The 18,612-nt window shown below is 64.4% G+C and carries 22 protein-coding genes and 1 other RNA gene; 7 read left to right on the plus strand and 16 right to left on the minus strand.

The window, feature by feature from the left end:
• Positions 1–163 precede the first annotated feature (163 nt).
• Positions 164–1,453, minus strand: coding sequence for an ATP-binding protein (locus Q0X68_RS06575; RefSeq protein ID WP_108869936.1), 1,290 nt, complete (start codon positions 1,451–1,453; stop codon positions 164–166).
• 96 nt (positions 1,454–1,549) lie between these two features.
• A complete protein-coding gene (locus Q0X68_RS06580) occupies positions 1,550–1,750 on the minus strand; it encodes a hypothetical protein (protein WP_108869938.1) in 201 nt (66 codons plus the stop codon).
• A gap of 355 nt (positions 1,751–2,105) precedes the next feature.
• On the opposite strand from Q0X68_RS06580, the gene Q0X68_RS06585 reads away from it, so the two are divergent.
• The 3 genes from Q0X68_RS06585 to Q0X68_RS06595 all read left to right on the plus strand — a co-directional run bounded on the left by Q0X68_RS06585 (position 2,106) and on the right by Q0X68_RS06595 (position 3,085).
• Positions 2,106–2,294, plus strand: coding sequence for a hypothetical protein (locus Q0X68_RS06585; protein ID WP_159087287.1), 189 nt, complete (start codon positions 2,106–2,108; stop codon positions 2,292–2,294).
• Between the two features lie 48 nt (positions 2,295–2,342).
• Positions 2,343–2,519 carry a hypothetical protein gene (locus Q0X68_RS06590; protein WP_159087288.1) on the plus strand — a complete coding sequence of 59 codons (177 nt, stop codon included), beginning with the start codon at positions 2,343–2,345 and terminating at the stop codon, positions 2,517–2,519.
• A gap of 149 nt (positions 2,520–2,668) precedes the next feature.
• Complete coding sequence (locus Q0X68_RS06595) at positions 2,669–3,085, plus strand: hypothetical protein (protein ID WP_108869942.1); 417 nt, start codon at positions 2,669–2,671, stop codon at positions 3,083–3,085.
• Positions 3,086–3,125: 40 nt separating this feature from the next.
• Here the strand turns inward: Q0X68_RS06595 and Q0X68_RS06600 are convergent, their stop codons facing one another.
• Positions 3,126–3,338, minus strand: a complete 213-nt coding sequence (locus Q0X68_RS06600; protein WP_231974614.1) for a ribbon-helix-helix domain-containing protein — start codon at positions 3,336–3,338, stop codon at positions 3,126–3,128.
• Positions 3,339–3,432: 94 nt separating this feature from the next.
• Positions 3,433–3,663, minus strand: coding sequence for a hypothetical protein (locus Q0X68_RS06605; RefSeq protein ID WP_297749271.1), 231 nt, complete (start codon positions 3,661–3,663; stop codon positions 3,433–3,435).
• 519 nt (positions 3,664–4,182) lie between these two features.
• Between Q0X68_RS06605 and Q0X68_RS06610 the strand changes: the two genes are divergently transcribed.
• Positions 4,183–5,388 (plus strand): IS110 family transposase, encoded by a 1,206-nt coding sequence (locus Q0X68_RS06610; protein ID WP_297749390.1) that lies wholly within the window; start codon positions 4,183–4,185, stop codon positions 5,386–5,388.
• Between the two features lie 415 nt (positions 5,389–5,803).
• Here Q0X68_RS06610 and rnpB read toward each other — a convergent pair.
• Positions 5,804–6,167: RNase P RNA component class A (gene rnpB / locus Q0X68_RS06615), an RNA gene on the minus strand.
• Positions 6,168–6,234: 67 nt separating this feature from the next.
• On the opposite strand from rnpB, the gene Q0X68_RS06620 reads away from it, so the two are divergent.
• Positions 6,235–7,566: a TrkH family potassium uptake protein gene (locus Q0X68_RS06620; RefSeq protein WP_297749274.1), complete on the plus strand. Its 1,332-nt coding sequence runs from the start codon at positions 6,235–6,237 to the stop codon at positions 7,564–7,566.
• Complete coding sequence (locus Q0X68_RS06625) at positions 7,559–8,248, plus strand: TrkA family potassium uptake protein (RefSeq protein ID WP_297749277.1); 690 nt, start codon at positions 7,559–7,561, stop codon at positions 8,246–8,248. Before Q0X68_RS06620 ends, Q0X68_RS06625 begins: the two co-directional genes overlap by 8 nt.
• Here Q0X68_RS06625 and Q0X68_RS06630 read toward each other — a convergent pair whose 3' ends face one another.
• From Q0X68_RS06630 to cobC, 7 genes are all read right to left on the minus strand, one after another.
• Positions 8,249–9,682, minus strand: a complete 1,434-nt coding sequence (locus tag Q0X68_RS06630; protein ID WP_297749280.1) for an RNB domain-containing ribonuclease — start codon at positions 9,680–9,682, stop codon at positions 8,249–8,251. It abuts the gene before it with no gap.
• A 7-nt stretch (positions 9,683–9,689) separates the two neighbouring features.
• Positions 9,690–10,424, minus strand: coding sequence for a zinc ribbon domain-containing protein (locus tag Q0X68_RS06635; protein ID WP_297749283.1), 735 nt, complete (start codon positions 10,422–10,424; stop codon positions 9,690–9,692).
• A gap of 53 nt (positions 10,425–10,477) precedes the next feature.
• Entirely contained in the window at positions 10,478–11,827 is a 1,350-nt protein-coding gene (glmM, locus tag Q0X68_RS06640) for a phosphoglucosamine mutase (protein ID WP_297749286.1), read from the minus strand.
• A 263-nt stretch (positions 11,828–12,090) separates the two neighbouring features.
• The gene (gene rpsI / locus Q0X68_RS06645) at positions 12,091–12,615 is read right to left on the minus strand and encodes a 30S ribosomal protein S9 (RefSeq protein WP_297749289.1); all 525 of its coding nucleotides are present in this window, start codon (positions 12,613–12,615) and stop codon (positions 12,091–12,093) included.
• A gap of 21 nt (positions 12,616–12,636) precedes the next feature.
• A complete protein-coding gene (gene rplM / locus Q0X68_RS06650) occupies positions 12,637–13,080 on the minus strand; it encodes a 50S ribosomal protein L13 (protein WP_297749292.1) in 444 nt (147 codons plus the stop codon).
• Between the two features lie 185 nt (positions 13,081–13,265).
• On the minus strand, positions 13,266–14,204 hold the full coding sequence (gene cbiB, locus Q0X68_RS06655) for an adenosylcobinamide-phosphate synthase CbiB (protein WP_297749295.1): 939 nt from the start codon (positions 14,202–14,204) through the stop codon (positions 13,266–13,268).
• Positions 14,201–15,262 carry an Rv2231c family pyridoxal phosphate-dependent protein CobC gene (cobC, locus tag Q0X68_RS06660; protein ID WP_297749299.1) on the minus strand — a complete coding sequence of 354 codons (1,062 nt, stop codon included), beginning with the start codon at positions 15,260–15,262 and terminating at the stop codon, positions 14,201–14,203. Before cobC ends, cbiB begins: the two co-directional genes overlap by 4 nt.
• Between cobC and cbiT the strand changes: the two genes are divergently transcribed.
• The gene (cbiT, locus tag Q0X68_RS06665; protein WP_297749301.1) at positions 15,254–15,826 is read left to right on the plus strand and encodes a precorrin-6Y C5,15-methyltransferase (decarboxylating) subunit CbiT; all 573 of its coding nucleotides are present in this window, start codon (positions 15,254–15,256) and stop codon (positions 15,824–15,826) included. The genes cobC and cbiT overlap by 9 nt on opposite strands.
• A gap of 1 nt (position 15,827) precedes the next feature.
• Here the strand turns inward: cbiT and Q0X68_RS06670 are convergent, their stop codons facing one another.
• The 4 genes from Q0X68_RS06670 to Q0X68_RS06685 are packed head-to-tail and all read right to left on the minus strand — an operon-like array spanning position 15,828 to position 18,406.
• Positions 15,828–16,622 (minus strand): energy-coupling factor ABC transporter ATP-binding protein, encoded by a 795-nt coding sequence (locus Q0X68_RS06670; RefSeq protein WP_297749393.1) that lies wholly within the window; start codon positions 16,620–16,622, stop codon positions 15,828–15,830.
• Positions 16,619–17,377, minus strand: a complete 759-nt coding sequence (gene cbiQ / locus Q0X68_RS06675) for a cobalt ECF transporter T component CbiQ (RefSeq protein ID WP_297749304.1) — start codon at positions 17,375–17,377, stop codon at positions 16,619–16,621. The genes Q0X68_RS06670 and cbiQ overlap by 4 nt, the downstream gene beginning before the upstream one ends.
• A gap of 2 nt (positions 17,378–17,379) precedes the next feature.
• Positions 17,380–17,727 carry an energy-coupling factor ABC transporter substrate-binding protein gene (locus Q0X68_RS06680; RefSeq protein ID WP_297749307.1) on the minus strand — a complete coding sequence of 116 codons (348 nt, stop codon included), beginning with the start codon at positions 17,725–17,727 and terminating at the stop codon, positions 17,380–17,382.
• On the minus strand, positions 17,720–18,406 hold the full coding sequence (locus Q0X68_RS06685) for an energy-coupling factor ABC transporter permease (protein ID WP_297749310.1): 687 nt from the start codon (positions 18,404–18,406) through the stop codon (positions 17,720–17,722). The genes Q0X68_RS06680 and Q0X68_RS06685 overlap by 8 nt, the downstream gene beginning before the upstream one ends.
• Positions 18,407–18,612 lie beyond the last annotated feature (206 nt).

Genomic DNA, 18,612 nt, shown 5'->3' on the forward strand with positions numbered 1-18,612 from the left:
CTACACGTAAGGAGTCGTCGGCAGCGTCAGATGTGTATAAGAGACAGCAGCAACGGGTTTCGACACGCCGCATCCGATGCTTGATCCGCTGCCCAAGGCAGCGGGTCGAAATCATCTTGAGCGCCAAAAGCTCTGCAGATTACAAGGTCCCCCGACTACCAGCTCAAGGATGCTCCCAGAGCGTGGCGACGGGCAGCACGTAGAGAGGAGGACCATCACCGCGATTGAGGGTTATCGCGCGTGAGCCTGTGTAGCAAAGAACCCGTGCGGCCACTCGATCACCCAGGCGCGTAGCGACAGCATCCAGGTTCTGCCATGCGCGCTCGTCCACGGACACCGCCGCCTTCACCTCGATGAGAACCAGCCGAGAGTCCGCAAGTTCAACGAGCAGATCTACTTCACGGTCTCGTTCGCGGAAGTGATGAACGGTGTAGCGCTCCTTCGACCAAGCAGCCTGAGCGCGCAGTTGCGTCGCTACAAACCCTTCCAGCACAGCGCCAAACAGTTCTGCACCACCGGCAGCCCGGGCTTTATCGACGGTGAGCCCCGCCAGGAAACACGCCAGCCCTGAATCAGCGATCGCCACCTTGGGGCGCTTCACAGTGCGGTTGGTAAATCCGATGCCCCAGCCAGGAGTGGAGTCGATGAGGTACATGCGCTCTGCAAGACTCAAGTAACTCGTGAGCGCTGTCTCGCTCACGCCTAGCGCCCTCGCAGTCTTCGCTTTGACAAGCTCCGATTGGCCCTGTGCCGCTAAGTACCGCAAGAGCGCAGACAGATGCTCAGGGAAATCTCCCGCCCCAAGTTCAGCGGCATCGTGTTGCACTAAGGAGCTGAGATACGAGTCGAACCAACGAGCTTTTCGCCGCTCTCCGTCGCGTTGAGCAGGTACCGGGTAACCACCTTCGACGACGATCTGTCGAAGCGTCTCGCCGCTCGTGAAACCCTGACTTGACGCGCCCCCAGCAACGTTCTCTGCACCATTGAGGATCCATGCAACCCAATCCTCTGGATGGGCACGCTCGATCATCTCTCCGGGCGTGAATGGGTACAGGCGTAGAAACTCGGCGCGCCCAGCAAGGGAATCAGAAACCCCAGGCGTGCGGAGCAAATCGGATGACCCGGTCACTGCAAATCGACCCGGGCGACGATCAGCGTCGATCGTGCGCTTCAGCTCGAGAGCAAGAGATGGCACTCTCTGCGCTTCGTCAATGACCAACGTCTTTTCCGGCTGCTGAGCCAGGAAGGAGGCTGGGTCCAGCTGTGCAAAACTACGCTCAAGTGTGTCGTCCAGAGAGATGAAATGAGCATCTTTTGACGAGAGGGCTTGCTTCAACAGCGTTGATTTCCCCACCTGCCTTGCGCCCTGCACAACGAGCAGTGGGGAATCTTCGAGAATCTCCCGGGCTAGCATCACGGCATGGCGTGGGACCTCGCGTTCTGACAGTGTCATGAACCCATACTACGATTACAGCGCGAGGATTTGCCACCCTCAGCGCGAGGTTTTACCACCCCTAGCGCGATGATTTGCCACCCCCAACGCGGGGATTTACCACCCCAGCGATTCTGGTCTGATGACTTCGAGGGCGATCTCAATTTCGGACTCGGGCATTCCAACAAGATGAGCGACTGGCTCACGCATCTCTTCCTCCGCCTGGCTGAGTGTGTGCGCCTGGCTGACAGCACCGTTATCAGATTCAAGAACCCACACACCGTCGCCGCGTTCGGCGATCACACTTACGGTCATCATCGGCGTGGTCCTCTCCAGCTGAGCGCATCGACTTACTCGCCAATATTCTCAGACGCTCGAACAACGAGCTGAAGCCAATACGTGTATGCGGCGAATGGTCAGCGCTGGCGACGGGTGAGTGGTGGTCACCCGTGCGCGTTTTGCGCAATGCTCGCGACTCGCACTGACTACACCTCGCGGTTCTCGTTCGCTGGGTGAGAGGTATCACGACAATTGCGGCTGCACTATGGCTGAGGTGTTCGACGATTGGGAGCCGTCTCACGCTGAGCGGCAGTAGAAGGCGCTCTACGAGGAGGCTCGGAAGGCCTGCGAGGAGAAGGGACTCGAGCCGAACCTGAAGAACATCTTGGCGCAGATGCGTGAGCTTGGTGACGGCACCATCCAAGACGCGCTCCCCTTCGACACGACGGGAGCGGAGATGAAGCCGCACGAGATCGAGTTCGAGGAGGCGTTCATCGCGGATGAACACGAAATACTGCGATGGGTACCCCAAGGGGGCGTAGACGCAACCGGTCGCATTCCAGCTCAAAGCGACTTCGAATAGGAGCCGGGTTGCCTCCTCGAACTCAAGCGAACAGGCAAGCCGGGGACGATGAAGCGCTACATCAAGTACAATCTCGTGAAGGGTATGCGCATCTTCATGGTCGACTTCGGGGACATTCGTCCAGCCACCAAGGAACTACGTAGCTTGCGGAAGCTCGCGCCCGAAGGCAATCCCGGCTTCGAGCTCTGGGCCTTCTGGGATGGCCATCTCGAAAGCCTGCAGTAATGCAGGAGCCGTGACGCTCCGGTTTTGCTGTAGTCCTGTTTCAACTACATCCCGGGTCTGCGGCTCCTGCCTGCACTACTCTACCCCACTCAAGCTTGGGTGTCAGCAACCGGCGTTGCACCGGGTCTGAATAACCTGCACCTTCGGGCGTGGAGGAGTCGGCGCCCTCGGCAGCCACCAACGCCAGGCCCAGTAGGTGTTCCTGCGGGGTTTCTCATGGCCAGCCCGAGCAGGCGAAGCCCGAGTTTCAGCCGATCACGTCGCAGGAGCAGCTCAACGCGCTTCTGGGTGACCGGCTGGCTCGCGAGCGGACGAAGTTCGCTGACTATGACAAGCTGAAGGCAAAGGCCGAGAAGGCCAACCTGTCGGAGCTGGAGAAGGCGACCAAGGCGAATGCGCAGCTCAAGCAAGAACTCGAAGTGTTCAAGCTGAGGGACTTGCACAGTCAGGTTGCCGCGTCCAAGGGGTTCTCCCTGGAGGCTGCTGCGCATCTCGTCGGTCCGCACCTTTCCAAAAGCACGCTCGCATTCCCTAAACATGCCCCAACAACGCGATATATCACCTAAGGGACCAATTCTGCGCTGGCGCCCTGCTCAAGATTGATAGTCACACGAGTGCCGCTTCGAGGGCTTCACGCACGATCTGGGAGCGTCGTTTTCCGGTGCTGGCGACCGCGCGATCCAGCTTGGCGCTGAGCTCCTCTGGAAGACGGACAGTGACGGATGGAGAGTGGACGCCGGGAGCGCTCAGCGACGGCCGCCCCGCGCTACGGGCTTCTGCGGCTGCCTCGACGAACTCCCCCACCACCTCATCCGTCAGACGTCGCCCGGTACTGGTGCGCACATCTTCAGTGTCGAGATCAACGTCGGACCCAATGGGGGTATCCAGGGTCACCTTGGGTGCTTCACGCATGTCAGTATCCTCTCAGCGCCGTAGGCATGGCGTGGATGACGAGGAGGCCTTCGGGTATTTCGACGGCGATGATTTCGAGTTCGCATTCTCGGTCGTCGACTCCGATGTAGAGCCATCCCGCGTCACCGCGTTTGGTGGTGGTCGGTGTGGGCTCGGTTGTGGCCACGACGTGGCGGACGTGGGCTTTGCCGACTCGGTGCTTGCGAGCCGCCTGTGTGAACCTCAACTCCACACATCCATTGTGCCTCACACAATCCAACTTAGGCAAGGCATAGCTCTAGGTGGTTCGCCAGGCGGGTTCCCATACGTTCACGGCAATCTTGGCCGTATCGCCCGAAACAAGGCACTCGGTTCGGGTCTACGCTCCCAGCTCTCCCCTCCCCTAAAAGCCCACGACTGATGGCAAGAGGGGCCGAGCCCAGCAAATCCGGTTTCGATACGCGAGCTACGCCCGCTACTCAACCGCCAAGGCTGGGCACCCAATCCTTTAGCCGACGCACACCCGTTACCTTGGAAGAGTCCTCGAACGTCGGGGATCTGGTCGCTCGGTCGGGCATGGCTGTCTCGCCCTGCCATTGATGGTCCGGGGGGTGTTGCCACCCGACCGAGAGACACTCGTTGACCGCTGATAGGGACACGGCCCAGCATTGCTGAGGTCTCACCGTAACGTGGGTGCCGGCAGTGGGTGTCACGACTGCGACCAGCCAGAAACTCTCATTGAGGAGAGCCACCATGGAAGACACCATTTGCAATCACCATTGGCCTGGACGTCGGCAAGACCGAGCACCACGCCTGCGCGCTCGATCCCACCGGGAAGAAGATCTTCGACAAACCCCTCCCACAAGACGAGGCCAAACTCCGCGCACTGTTCACCACGCTACTCGACCACGGCCGAGTACTGCTGGTGGTCGATCAACCCAACACAATCGGCGCGCTCCCGGTCGCAGTCGCCCGTGACGCTGGCTGCGAGGTCGCCTACCTGCCCGGTCTGGCCATGCGCAAAGCCGCCGACCTCTATCCCGTCCGGGCAAAGACCGACGCCAAAGACGCATTCATCATCGCTGACACCGCCCGTACCATGCCCCACACACTCCGGCAGGTCGATCAGAACAGCGAAACTCTGTCCGCGTTGAAAGTCCTCTCCGGCTTCGACGAAGACCTCGCCCACGAATGCACCCGCGCGCTGAACCGGCTCCGTTCGCTGCTCACACAGATCCACCCCGCCCTCGAACGGGTCTTCACCGGCACCACCCTCAGCAGCGAACTCGCGCTGAACCTGTTGATCAAATACGCCGGCCCCACCGGTCTCGCCACGGCCGGGAAGACCCGCGTCCTGCGCTACGCCCGGACCCACCGCTACCGGAATCCAGGCCAGCTCATCGACCGCATCTTCACCGCACTCGAGGAACAAACCGTGACCGTCCCCGCCACCCGCGCCGTCGAGAGCATCATCCCCCGCATCGCCGCGCAAGTCGTCGAGCTCAAGACCCAACGCGCCACCGTCGCACAAGAAGTCGAAGCCATGCTCGCCGACTTCCCTCTCTCCAAGGTCTTGATGAGCATGCCCACCATCGGCATCAAGACCGCCGCACAGATCCTCCTCGCCATCGGCGACGGCTCCAGCTTCGCCACCGCCAGCCATCTCGCCGCCTACGCCGGCATCGCCCCTATCACCAGACGCTCCGGCTCCTCCATCCGCGGTGAATACCCATCCAGAGCAGGCAACAAACGCCTCAAGAACGCCCTCTTCTACTCCGCCTGGATCGCCTCCACCCGCGACCCCGCATCCAAGACCTACTACCAACGCAAACGTGCCGAAGGGAAACGCCACAACGCCGCCATCATCTGCCTCGCCCGCCGACGATGCAACGTCATCTACGCCATGCTCCGAGACGGCACCCCTTACCAACCACCAACACCCTCGCCCAACCCCAAACCCGTCACCCTCGCAGCTTGACAAACAACATAGGGACACCCCCCGATGATTGAGCCGCTGCCGAAGGCAGCGAGTCGAGATAACCCCAGATGAGCTTCAGTGGCAGAAATGCGCCCAAACATGGACGGGAATCTGCCACCTAGGCGGGTGTGGTTTCGATACGCGAGCTTCGCTCGCTACTCAACCAGCGGAATGAGCAGCGCCCAACCGCCACGACGAGGAGGTGACGAGTCGGCCTGTACAGCTCTTAGAGACGCTGCACCCGAAGCCCACCCGACCGCGTGCGCTGCGTGTGCGCTACGAGACCACGAGCTCCCTCGTTTTGCGCTACGTTCTCGTACATTTCCGTACGTTTCCACACAATCCCTAACAGTCCCCGAAAGGCGGTCTGACAACGCAAAACACCGTCCACCAAGGGTGATACCACGACGAGGAGGGGACGAGCCGGCCTGTAAGCCGGGTCCTGTTGTCGGTGATCATCTATCTGAGGCGGCGCGTTGCCGCGTCGCTCATGCAACCTACCCGGGCACCTCGCGCGAGCAGCGCTCTGGCGGTGTCCGCAGCCGGTGGAACCGGCCTTCTTGGTCTTGCTCCAGGTGGGGTTTACCAAGCCGCCCCAGTCACCTGGGACGCTGGGGGTCTCTTACACCTCCGTTTCACCCTTACCCGTTGCCGGGCGGTCTGTTTTCTGTGGCACTATCCCGCGGGTCACCCCGGGTGGGCGTTACCCACCACCTTGCTCTACGGAGCCCGGACTTTCCTCAGCCCTGTATCAGGGCCGCGATCACCCGGCCGACTCGTCCAACAGACCATTCTATCGACGCCGCATAGCAGCGTCGCACCCACAACGGCGTACACTCATCATTCGTGGCTCTTCCCTTCAGGGGCTCGCGTCCGACGCGCACCATCCTGTTCGGTTTCTTACTGGCGCTCATCCTTGGCACCGGGCTGTTGATGCTCCCCATCTCCACCCAGTCCCCCGGCGGCATCCCTCTCCTACCGGCGCTGTTCACAGCCACGTCGGCGCTGTGCGTCACGGGGCTGTCCGACGTCGACGTGCCCACGTACTGGACCCCATTCGGGCACGTCGTCATCATGGTCCTCATCCAAATCGGCGGCTTCGGCGTCATGAGCTTCGCGACGCTGCTGAGCCTGCGCGTGATGGGGAAAGTCTCGCTGGGCAGCCGCATCACGGCGGCGACCGAAGCGCACGGTTCCGTCGGCGGGCTTCGCCCACTACTGCGACGGGTTCTCGTCACCGGCCTCGTGATCGAGGGCATCGTCATGGCACTGCTCATCATCCGACTGCTCACGCTGGGGTACTCCGTCGGCGATTCCATCTGGTACGGGCTCTTCCACGCGGTGTCGTCGTTCAACAACGCCGGGTTCTCGCTGTTCCCCGGCAACATGACGCCCTTCGTCGGCGACTGGGGCATCTGCCTTCCCATCATGGGCGCCATCATCGTCGGCGGGCTCGGGTTCCCCGTGCTGCACCAACTCGCCAGGGCGTACCGGCATCCACACCGGTGGACCATGCACACCCGCATGGTGTTGTTCGGCACCGCGGTGCTACTCGTGCTCTCGTCGCTCTACGTCATCGTGCTCGAGTGGAACAACCCAAAGACGCTGGGCGAACTCCCCTGGCACTCCCGCATCCTCGCCGGGGCGTTCCAAGCCGTCCAGACCCGCACCGCCGGCTTCAACTCCGTCGACATCGGCTCACTCCACGATTCGACGCTGTTCGGCATGGACATGCTGATGTTCATCGGCGGCGGCCCAGCGGGCACCGCAGGCGGTATCAAGATCACGACGTTCTTCGTCTTGCTGTTCATCGCTTGGGCAGAAATCCGGGGTGACAGCGCCGTCAACATCTTCGGCCGTCGCCTGTCCCGCTCGCTGCACCGGCAGGCGATCACCGTCGCGTTGCTCGCCTCCGCCGTCGTCGGATTAGCGACGCTCGCGCTCCTCGTGCTCTCGCCGTTCTCGCTCGACCAATCACTGTTCGAAGCCATCTCCGCGTTCGGCACCGTCGGGCTGTCGACGGGGATCACTGCGCAGCTCAACCCCGCATGCCAGCTGGTCCTCATCGCCCTTATGATCGTGGGGCGGCTCGGCCCCATCACCGTCGCCACGGCACTCGCAGCACCCACCACGAAGCGGCACTATCAGCTTCCCAAGGAAAGGCCGATCATTGGTTAACAGACTCTCTAGGCGCTCCGTCCACGACAAGCGCGCAGACTCCGTCGCCGTCATCGGCCTCGGGCGTTTCGGCGCGTCAGTAGCCCTGGAGCTCATGGGCATCGGCGCGGAGGTGTTCGGCATCGATGCCGACGAAGAGGTCGTCCAGCGCTTCAACGGCCAGCTCACCAATGTGGTCCAGGCAGATACCACCGACGAGGTCGCCCTCCAGGAACTCTCCCTCGCCGAGTTCGACAAGGTCGTGGTCTCCATCGGGTCGAAGCTCGAGGCCAGCATCCTCACCTGCTCGCTGCTGCTCGACATGGGTGTGCCCGACGTGTGGGCGAAGGCGACGAGCATCCCCCATGGCCGCATTCTCAGCCAGCTGGGCGCCCACCACGTCGTCTACCCGGAAACGGAGATGGGCAGACGCATCGCCCACCGCGTCCGCGGCGCGCTGCTCGACTTCATCGAGATCGGCACCGACTTCGCCCTCGTTCGCACCGAGGTACCGGCAGCTCTTGCGGGCGGCGCCATCGACGAAGCGCTCTGCTGGCGGAAATACAAGGTGAAGCCCGTGGCCGTGAAGTCGCCGTCGCTGGGCTGGATGCCCATCGTGAGCGACACCATCGTCAACGAAGGTGACCTCATCCAGGTCGTCGGCAAGATTGAGCAGGTCGAGGCGTTCGCTCGCGTGCAGTGATTAGTTCACCCGAGTCAGTTTCACGTTCCCCTGCTCCACATCGACGCGGTCGATCCGCACGCGAATCACCTCGCCGACGTCGCTCGGTTTGGCCGTCACGGCTAGTTCCACCGCCGACTCGAAAATCTGCACGACGCCACGCTTATTCTTGGGATTCACGTCGACGAGAACCCCCTCCATCATCTGCCCCTCGCAGCCCACGAGCACCAGCGCTTCCGCGATGTCCATCACGCCGCGCTCGTACGCCCGCGCACGCCTGCCCGACTCACGCATTAGCTCAGGGAGATCGTCGAGCCCATCCAGCGCCCACTGCGGAATGTCTTGGCCTTGGGCATGGGCGAGACAGATTTCCAGCACGTAGCGGTCGACCAGTCGACGCAGGGGTGCCGTCGTGTGTGTGTAGGGGGCGCCGAGCGCAGCCTGAGCGAGGTCGCCGTCGGGCGCGCCACCTGTGAACGTGCGGTAGTCGGCGCCGCGGAACAACACGGTGCACTTCATCAGCACAGCCAGTTGCTGGGGATCGTTCGGATCGAGGCGTCGCACGAAGTCAGGGTACGTTTCCGCGTCATCCCATGGCACGCCGATAGTGGCCGCCGCACGCTTCAGCCGTCGGACGGATTCTGGCTCGGCTGCGGGGAGGGTGCGCAACACGCCGGTGCCGCCGTCGATCTGCATCTGAGCGGCCACAAACCCCGTCAGCAGCGAGATCTGCGCGTTCCAATCCTCGACGGGGTGCAGCGTGCGAAACGTGAGGCTCCAGGCGTCCTCAATCTCGACGATCTCTTGCTCCGGCAGGTTGAGGGAGATGCCGCCCCGCTCCTGCTCCAGCTTCTGGCGCAGCCTGCCCACCTCGGGCAGCAGCGCGACGCTCGGATGCGCGCGGTCGGCGTCGACGTCGGCCTGTACCTGGTCGTAGTTGAGCTTCGCTCGGTTGCGCACCAGCGCGCGCTCGACGGTAGCCTCCCGCACCCGGCCCTCACCGTCGAGATGGTGGCTCCACAACACCGCCGGACGAGGCCGGTCGTCCGCCAAGAGCGACGCCGCGTCCTCCGACAGCGCCGGCGGATGCAGCGGAACACGGGCCCCCGGTGCATAGAGGGTCTGCCCGCGACGATGTGCCTCGACGTCGATCGGCGAGCCCGGCTCCACCCAGTGCCCCACGTCAGCGATCGCGTAGTGCACGACGAAGCCGTCGTCCTCCCGTGCGATGTGCATCGCCTGATCGAGGTCCATCGACGATGCCGGATCAATCGTGACGAACTCGATGTCGGTCCTGTCGACGTGTTCCTCGCACGCAGGTGGGTGTTGGCGCAGCTGCTCTGCCTGGTCGAGCACCGCCTTCGGGAACTCGAGCGGCAACTCCAGCTTGCGCTGTAGCTTCGCTATCGCGGAGCGCGCCTTCTCCGGCACTTCGTTGAGGCGATGGTGGCGCATGGCAGGTTCACTGCTCCTTGGTGCGCACCAGGATGCGGTCGCATTCCGGGCAGCGCAGCACCGCGTTGGCGGGCGCCTGCTGGATGTCGTTGAGGTCCGACACGTTCAGCTGCAACTGGCAGCCCCCGCATCGCCCGCCGGTGAGGGCCCCGGCGCCCGAACCCGACGCCGCGCGAATCTTCTCGTAAAGATCGAGCAACGGGCCCTGCAGCTTCGATGCGAGCTCCTTACGAGACTGCGTCACACCGACCGCCTCCGCTTTGAGTTCCGCCACGGCCGTATCCCTGGCGGTGACCTCGTCGCGCAACTCCTGCTCGACGGCTTCCTTCTTCTGGGCAAGCTGGTCGCGGTGCTTCGCGGCTTCCTCGGCCCGGGTCATCGCTTCCAGCTGCTCGTCTTCCAACGTCGCGATGCGCCCGGTGAGGTGTTCGATCTCGGCGACGAGCCCCTGCACGGCCTTCGCATCGGTGACGCTGCCGTCGTCGAGGCGCTGCTGGTCACGCTCGAGCCGGGCCCGCACCGGCACCAGATCGGATTCCGCACGACGCGCGGCAACATCCAGGTCGTCGGCGTTGGTGGTGGCTGCGGTGAACTCGTCGGAGAGTTCCCGACGCTGTTCCATCAGCGAGGCGATTGCCTGATGCTGCGGCAGCGACTTCGCGAGATGCGTCACGCGAGCGATGTCGGAGTCGAGTTCGGCCAGGCGCAGGAGTGCGCGCTGTACCGCTGGTTCGGCTTGCATCAGTTGATTCCTCTTCCCTGTTGGATTGTGTTGGTGTGTGGCTCTCGTGGGCGTTAGAGCGTGAGTCGTTCGCGGACGACGTCGGCGAGCGACTCCGCGATGGAGTCGGCCTCTTCCTGCGTGGGCGCTTCTACCATGACGCGCACCACCGGCTCCGTGCCTGACGGCCGCAGCAACACACGGCCGGTGTCGCCCAGTTGCATGGAGGCGTCTGCGACGGCGCGGTTGACATCGTTATCGACGCCTGCGCGCAGCTTGTCGACGCCCCGGACATTGATGAGCGCCTGCGGGAACACCGTCATAACCTTGGCGAGTTCAGCAAGCGGCTTGCCCGTCTTCACCATCCGAGCCGCCAGGTGCAGGCCGGTGAGGGTGCCGTCGCCGGTGTTCGCAAACTCGTTGATGATGACGTGCCCGGACTGCTCACCGCCGAGCGCGAAGCCGTTGGCGTTCATCGATTCGAGGACGTAGCGGTCGCCCACCTTGGTCTGGTCGACGCGGATGCCGTGCTCACGCATGGCCTTCACCAAGCCGAGGTTGCTCATCACGGTGGCGACGAGCGTGTCCGAGATGAGGCGGTGCTCTTCCTTCATGGCAACCGCGAGGATCGCCAAAATTTGGTCACCGTTGACGAGGTTGCCATCGGCATCGACAGCGAGGCAGCGGTCGGCGTCCCCATCGAGGGCGATGCCGAGGTCGGCTCCCACTTCCGTGACGCGCGCCATGAGCGACTCCATATGGGTGGAGCCACACTTGTCGTTGATGTTGATGCCGTCTGGGTGGTTGTGCATCGGGATGACCTGCGCGCCCTTGGCCTGGAACGCTTCGATCGCGGTGGTCGAGGCCGCGCCGTTGGCCGTATCGATTACGACGGTGAGCCCCTCCAGCGAGGTGTCACCGAGCGAGTTGGTCAGGTGATCGACGTACTTCTGGTGGAGGCTGACATCGGAGCGAACCCGGCCAACCGCCGCGCCCGTGGGGCGCGTCCATTCCTCACCCATGTGCGATTCGATAGCGTCCTCGAGGTCGTCGGCAAGCTTCACACCACCACGGGAGAAGAACTTGATGCCGTTGTCAGGCATCGCGTTGTGTGAAGCGGAGATCATCACACCTAAGTCAGCATTGATTTCGTCTACCAGGAACGCGACGCCTGGCGTCGGTAGTACGTCGACGAGCACCACGTCGATGCCCGCCGAGGCCAGCCCGGCCACAACCGCGGCTTCGAGGAACTCGCCGCTGGCACGCGGGTCGCGCCCTACCACGGCGAAAGGTTTTGTGCTGCGAAGCGCTCCGGCTTCACCCAAGATGTGCGCAGCGGCGACGGAAAGGTCGAGCGCCAATTCCGCAGTGAGCTCGACGTTGGCGGTGCCGCGAGCGCCGTCGGTTCCAAAAAGACGTGCCATAAAACGCAACAGTACTCGCGATACCGCGTTCTTGGCGAGGAGCCGCCCGTCACCCACCCTGAAACCGCAGCGGTGTCGACGGCCAAAACTGCAAAACTCACCATCAGTGGATGCCCTCACGCGGGAGCTGAGCGTGAGCCTTACCACTAATGGCGAGTTTTGCAGTTTCTCTGGCGATACCCGCGCCTCGAGGCACGACCGTCGCCGAAAACAACTGTGGGGCAGGCCCTTGCCGGACCTGCCCCACATCGAATGAGCGTTGATCAGCGCTTGCTGTACTGAGGCGCCTTGCGGGCCTTCTTGAGACCAGCCTTCTTGCGCTCGGGCACGCGGGCGTCGCGGGTGAGCAGCCCGGCCTTCTTGAGTGCGGGGCGCGAAGCCTCAGCGTCGACGGCGTTCAGCGCGCGGGCGATAGCCAGGCGCAGCGCACCGGCCTGACCTGACGGGCCGCCACCCACGATGCGGGCTACGACGTCGTAGGAGCCGACGAGGCCGGCGACGACGAAGGGCTCGTTGATGGCCTGCTGATGCAGCTTGTTGGGGAAGTAGTCTTCCAGAGTGCGGCCGTTGATGGACCACGAACCGGAACCGGGGATGATTCGGACGCGGGCGATAGCCTGCTTACGACGGCCGACGGCCTGACCAGGGGCCACGACGGCGGGCCGAGACTGGGCGCCTTCAGCGGCGGCCGGGTTGGAATCGGAGCGGTAGGCGATCTCGCGATTCTCTTCATCGGTGAACGGCGTGATCTCTTCGCTCACGGTCTCCTCGACAACTTCAGTGCTCATATATATGTCTCTGCGCTCTCGTTACTGGGCGATCTGGGTGATCTCGTACGGCTGCGGCTTCTGCGCAGCATGGGGGTGCTCAGGGCCGGCGTACACCTTGAGCTTGCCGATGAGCTGACGCGACAGCTTGTTCTTCGGCAGCATGCCCCAAACCGCGCGCTCGACAGCCTTGCGCGGGTTCTTCTCCAGCAGCTCGCCGATGGAGGACTGCTTCAATCCGCCCGGACGGCCGGAGTGAGAGTAGCGCATCGACTTCTGAGCCTTGTCGCCGGTGAGCGCGATCTTCGACGCATTGACGACAATCACGAAGTCGCCGCCGTCGACGTGCGGGGCGAAAGTGGCCTTGTGCTTGCCACGCAGCAACGTTGCGGCAGTTACCGCGAGACGTCCGAGGACAACATCCTCGGCATCAATCACATACCAGTTCCTGGCGATTTCGCCTGGCTTGGGGGTGTACGTAGTCACGGACGCAGACCAACTTCCAGTTTGTGTACTTCTTGCCTTGGGATTGCGTCCCAGGGCACGTGAGCCAGCCCGCAGGATGCGCAACAGCTACCTACCCTAGAACAGGGAGGCCAATCGGTCAAAATCCGCGCAATGTCGCACGAAGATTCTGGGTAGAAAGCGTAGCTCATGGCCGATGTGGAGGGTCAACGAGCACTCCTGGCGCCCAGGACCGCGCACGCGATACCCCCTGCCACAAACGTCGCGAGTGAGACGAGCCTCGTCGATCGACGCACGGCATGTGCGTCGGGGCGCGGACCATCACCAAGCAGCCCTCGCTCCTCGACCCGCCCCCCGTAGTAAATGTTGCGACCGCCAAGTTGCACGCCCAGCGCGCCCGCCATCGCTGATTCACACCAGCCCCCGTTCGGGCTCGGGTGCTTGGCATGGTCGCGTCGCAACACTCGCCACGCTCGACGTGCATCGCCACCCACGGCAGGCGCGAGCCCCGCAAATAGCACGCCGGTGGCCCTGGCGGGCAGCAGATCGAGCACATCGTCGAGGCACGCAGCCACTTTCCCGAACCGTTCGTAACGGGCGTTGCGATGCCCGATCATGGCGTCGAGGGTATTCACCGCGCGGTGCACCAGCATGCCTGGCACGCCCAGCGTCGCACCCCAGAAGATCGACGCGACGGCGGCGTCGGCCGTGTTCTCTGCCATCGATTCGATGGTGGCTCGAGCGAGCTCCGGCGCGTCGAGCGCGTCGGCATCTCTGCCGCACAGATGCCCCAGTCGCTCGCGGGCGCGAGGCAGATCGTCGGCGTCGAGGGCGTCGGCCATGATGCGTCCTTCCTTGGCCAGGCTGGTGGCGCCGACGACGGCCCAGGTTGTGCAGGCGGTGGCAACCACCCGCACCCACGGCCAGCGGCGCCCGGCACATTCCACGACGGCACCACCCACCGCGAGCGGGGCGAGCAGTGCCGCGACGTGCATCCCGCCGGCGTCCACGTCGTCGGCGTAGGTGTGCTCCTCGACTCGACTGGCCACCGCGCCGAACCACGCGACGGGGTGATGCCGCGCGGGGTCGCCGAACACACGATCCGCCACGAGCCCCAGCGCCAAGCCCAACGCACGCCACTTCATGGCTGATCTCCTTCCGCCTGCACCGCAGCGAACGCGGCAGCGAGGCGCTCGTGGGCTCGTGGGGTGCGCACGGCCAACCGAAGCCAACTAGGCCCAAGCCCCGGAAACGTTTCGCATCGACGAACCGCAAACCCCTGCTTGGCGAGCGGCTCGCGCAGCGATCCAGCCCCCATCGACGAGGTGTCCACCAGCACGAATGGGCTCTGCGACGGCGCCACCCACAGCCCGAGCGTTTCGAGACGCCGCACCAGGTCGTTCCGCGCCGCCGGAATCGATGCTGCCTCGGCACGCACGAAGGCGAGCGCTTCGTCGGACATGCACGCCTGCATCAGCGTGATGGCGGGCGAGGAGACCGACCACGGCGTTTGCTCACTGCGAAGCCTCGCGATCAGATCCGGGTTCCCCACCGCATAGCCCGCCCGCACACCGGCGATCGAGAACGCCTTCGTGAGGGAGCGCGTCACCAGGAGCCCAGGCATCGTGGGCGCGATGAGGGAATGGTCGTCGCCCACTTCGTCGAGGAAGGCTTCGTCGACGAGCACCACCCGCCCAGGGCGGGCCAACCGTCGAAGCACGTCCGCCGGGTGCAACACCCCGGTGGGATTAGTGGGGTTACCCACGACGACGACATCGGCGTCGTCGGGCACGTCACCCGGATTCAGCGTGAAGGGGCGATCGAGCAACACACGCGACACGTGATGCCCGGCCCGCAGCAAGGCCGCTTCCGGCTCCGTGAACTGCGGGTGCACCACCACTGCCTTGCGGGGCCGCAACGCGCGCGCCACGAGGGTGAACGCCTCCGCTGCTCCGCTGGTAGGCAGCACCATCTCCTGCGGCACTCCCCACCTGCCGGCGATCGCAGCAATCGCCGGCGCGGGGTCGGGATACGCAGCCCACGTCGAGACCGCGCGCATGAGTGCCTCTTGCACAAACGTCGGCGGCGTGGCAGCCCGCACGTTCACGGCGAAGTCTTCCAGACCTTCTCCCAGGTCAGCGTCGCCGTGGTGCAGTAAATCCGGCCAACCGGAATCCGTGGCACAATACCCGCGATGACTCACGCTTTCTCTCCCGTTCCCGGTCTGCCCGACGACGCGTTCGCCCACGATGGCCTCATCACCAAGCGCGTGGCCAGGGCCGCCGCGCTCGCGCACTTGCGCCCGTCACCGAAGGAGCGACTGTGGGACGTCGGCGTCGGTGCGGGCAGCGTGCTCGTCGAATGGCTTCGGGCGCTGCCTGACACCACAGGTATCGGCGTCGAACGCCGCCCCGAGCGCCTGGCGAACGCGCGCGAGAATCTGCACCGTTTCAAGGTGGCCGATAGAGGCGAGCTGGTGGCCGCCGACGCGCAAGACGCCCTGGCGGGACTCCCCCAGCCGGATGCGGTGTTCATCGGCGGCGGATTGAGCGACGGTGTGCTCACCCAGTGCGTGGATCGGCTGAAAGCGGGGGGCAGGCTGGTGGCGCATGGGGTCACCGTCGAGGCAGAACTCCTGCTTGCTGCTGCGCAGGCCACCCACGGCGGGGAGCTCATGCGCATCGCGGTGGAGGTGGGCGACACCATCGGCTCGTTCCGTGGCTGGAAGCCGCTGCGCACCATCACGCAGTGGGCCTGGCAACGCTGATTCATCTCAGGCACCGCACCATCTCGTCGAGGGTTCGCGGGCGCGCATCGAGCCCCAGCTGGCTCGCGAGTTCGAGCGGCCACGGCCTCGTGAGCCGCGCCGAGGCGAGCAGGTCGACGTCGTTCAGCACACCGACGGGCTCCCCCACCGTGAGCTTTCCACCGGCCACCACGGCAACCTGCGTGGCTATGCGCAGGGCCAGGTTGAGGTCGTGGGTGGACATGACGAGCGTCGTACCCAGCGCCTGCAGGCGCTGCAAGATGTCCAGCATCTCTTCCACGCCTGCCGGGTCAAGGCCGGCGGTGGGCTCGTCGAGCAGCAGCACATCGGGCCGCATGGCCACGGCGCCGGCGAGCGCGACGCGTTTGCGTTCGCCGTAGCTGAGCTGGTGGCAGGGCCGATCCGCGAGGTGGGTGATGGATAGCAATTCGAGGGTCTCGTCGACGCGCTGCAGCACGGCATCGGTCTCCATGTTCAGGTTGGTTGGCCCAAACGAGACGTCTTGGCGCACGTCGGCGCTGAACAGTTGCTCGTCGGGGTCTTGCAGCACGAGCTGAACGCGCTGGCGGTGCCGTCGCAGTGCAGTACGGTTGTGCTGTAGCAGTTCGCCGTCGACGAAGATGTCTCCCGCAGCGGGGCGCAGGCTGCCGCACAACGCGCGCAGCAAGGTGGTCTTGCCCGAGCCGTTGGCGCCGATGAGCAGCGTCCGGCTTCCTGCCTCGACGGAGAGATCAACCGCGGAGAGCACCGTCGGGCCGCCATGATCCAGCGTGAGCCCGCGTGCCTCGAGTTTCATCGCCACGGCAACCACACTCCCAGTATCCAGATGCCGGCGACGGTCAGCGCGCATCCGCCCAGCATCGCCCAATTGCGTTGCCTTGGCAGCGCCGTGGTGCGCAGCCCTTCCTCCATGCCTCGTGCGGTGAGGCCCTGCTCCAGCCGCTGGGCACGATCCCACGCGCGCAGCAGCAAGGTGCCGGTCACTGCGCCGGCGCTGTGCAACGTCACGCGTCCGCAGCGTCGATGCTGGGCGTCGAGCAGCGACGTGGCGGTGTCGAGCAGGATGAACAGCATTCGGTACGTAAGCGAGGCGATGTCCACCAGGGGGCCTGGAACCTTGTGACGCTCCATCCAGTTGAGCAGGTCGGACATCGGCGTGGTGAGCGCTAGCAGCATCACCGCAAGGGTGCCGCATATGGCGTGCAGGAATAGTCGCCACGCCATGCTGACCGATTCGGGGCCGACGGAGAGCAGCCCTAGGCTCCAGTAGGCATCGACAGGGTCTCGCCCTACCGAGCACAGCACGGAGATGGCTCCCACACAGATGAAACCGAAGGGCACCGCCATCGCGGTCACCACCATGGATGCGGGGATGCGCGCCGGCCCTAGGATGAGCGCGAGCGCCACCACCCCTGCTGCGACGGTGGCCCAGATTGAAGGCACCGCGAGCGCGGTCACGACGAGGGCCCCGCTCCACAACACCTTCTCACCTACGCGATGACGCCGCCAGGGGCTTGCCCAAGCGGCGTCATCGAGCGCCAGTGTGGCCACGGTCAGTCGGCGTCTATCGTGCGTGGCTCGCCGACGGCGCCATCTTCGTCGCGAGCCGCTTTGCGTCCGCGCAGGTTGCCGAACGCAAACCCGACGATGCCCGCACCCACCGCTGCCTGGAGCGCGAACAGCCCCGACTCCAACTCGCCGGAGCCAGGCTCGAAGATGGGTTGGAACCAGGGCTTAGCGCCTTGTTCGTCCATGATGTCCACCACGACGGAGTCCGTGCCGACGAAGCCTTCCTCGCCCTCCTGCACAGTCTTGCCGCCGAGGCTGAACGACACCGCGAAGAGCACAACGATGCCCAACGCGCAGATCACACTCACCCAAGGGAAACGACGCTCAGACATGGACGGGCTCCTTCGGTTCGGCACGCAGTACGTGGAGACGGACGAGGTCAGATGTGGCGACGCGCGTCAGGAAGCGCAACACGATCACGCCCAGGAGGCCCTCCATGATGGCGAGCGGGATCTGGGTGATGGCGAACACGCTGAGGAACTTCGCGGCAGCACCGCCGAGCCCGCTCGTCGGGTCGGGGTAGGCGAGCGCCAGCTGCAGCGACGTCACGCAGTAGGTGCTGAGGTCTGCGAGGGCCATGGCGAAGAAGATGCCGATGTCCTTCGACCCGCCCAGCTTCCGCACGAGCACCCACGCCCCGTAGCCAACCCAGGGGCCGACGACGGCCATCGAGAAGACGTTCGCGCCGAGCGTGGTGAGGCCGCCGTGGGCGAGGAGCAGGGCCTGGAAGAGTAGGACGATGGCGCCGAGGAAGGCCATCACGGGCGGTTTAAACAGCACCGCACCTAGACCTGTGCCCGTCGGGTGCGACGAGCTACCCGATACGCTGGGCAGCTTGATGGCCGACAGCACGAAGGTGAATCCTGCGGCGGCGGCCAAGAGCAGTTTGTTTTCGGGGTTCTTGCGGGTTTCTTTGATGACTGCCGTAGCTCCATGGATGATGAAGGGCGCCGCTGCCACACTCCATCCGACGGCGTGGGCCACCGGCAGGTAGCCCTCTGCGATGTGCATCGTGCACGATCCTTTCCTCGGGATTACGCGTCCCGAATTAGGTCTGGTGGCGAGTTCCTGACTAACGCCCCGATGGGGCGATCACAGTGGCGCGACCGTGCTGGCTTCACCAGCTTCCTCGCAAATTCACCAGAGATTCAGTAGTGAGGCTAAGCCTATACCACGGCAATTCGCAGACAGCCGGTATCCCGCCCTAACGGTTCACA

The sequence above is a fragment of the uncultured Tessaracoccus sp. genome, from assembly GCF_947286155.1.
In the GTDB taxonomy this organism is placed as follows: Bacteria; Actinomycetota; Actinomycetes; order Propionibacteriales; family Propionibacteriaceae; genus Arachnia.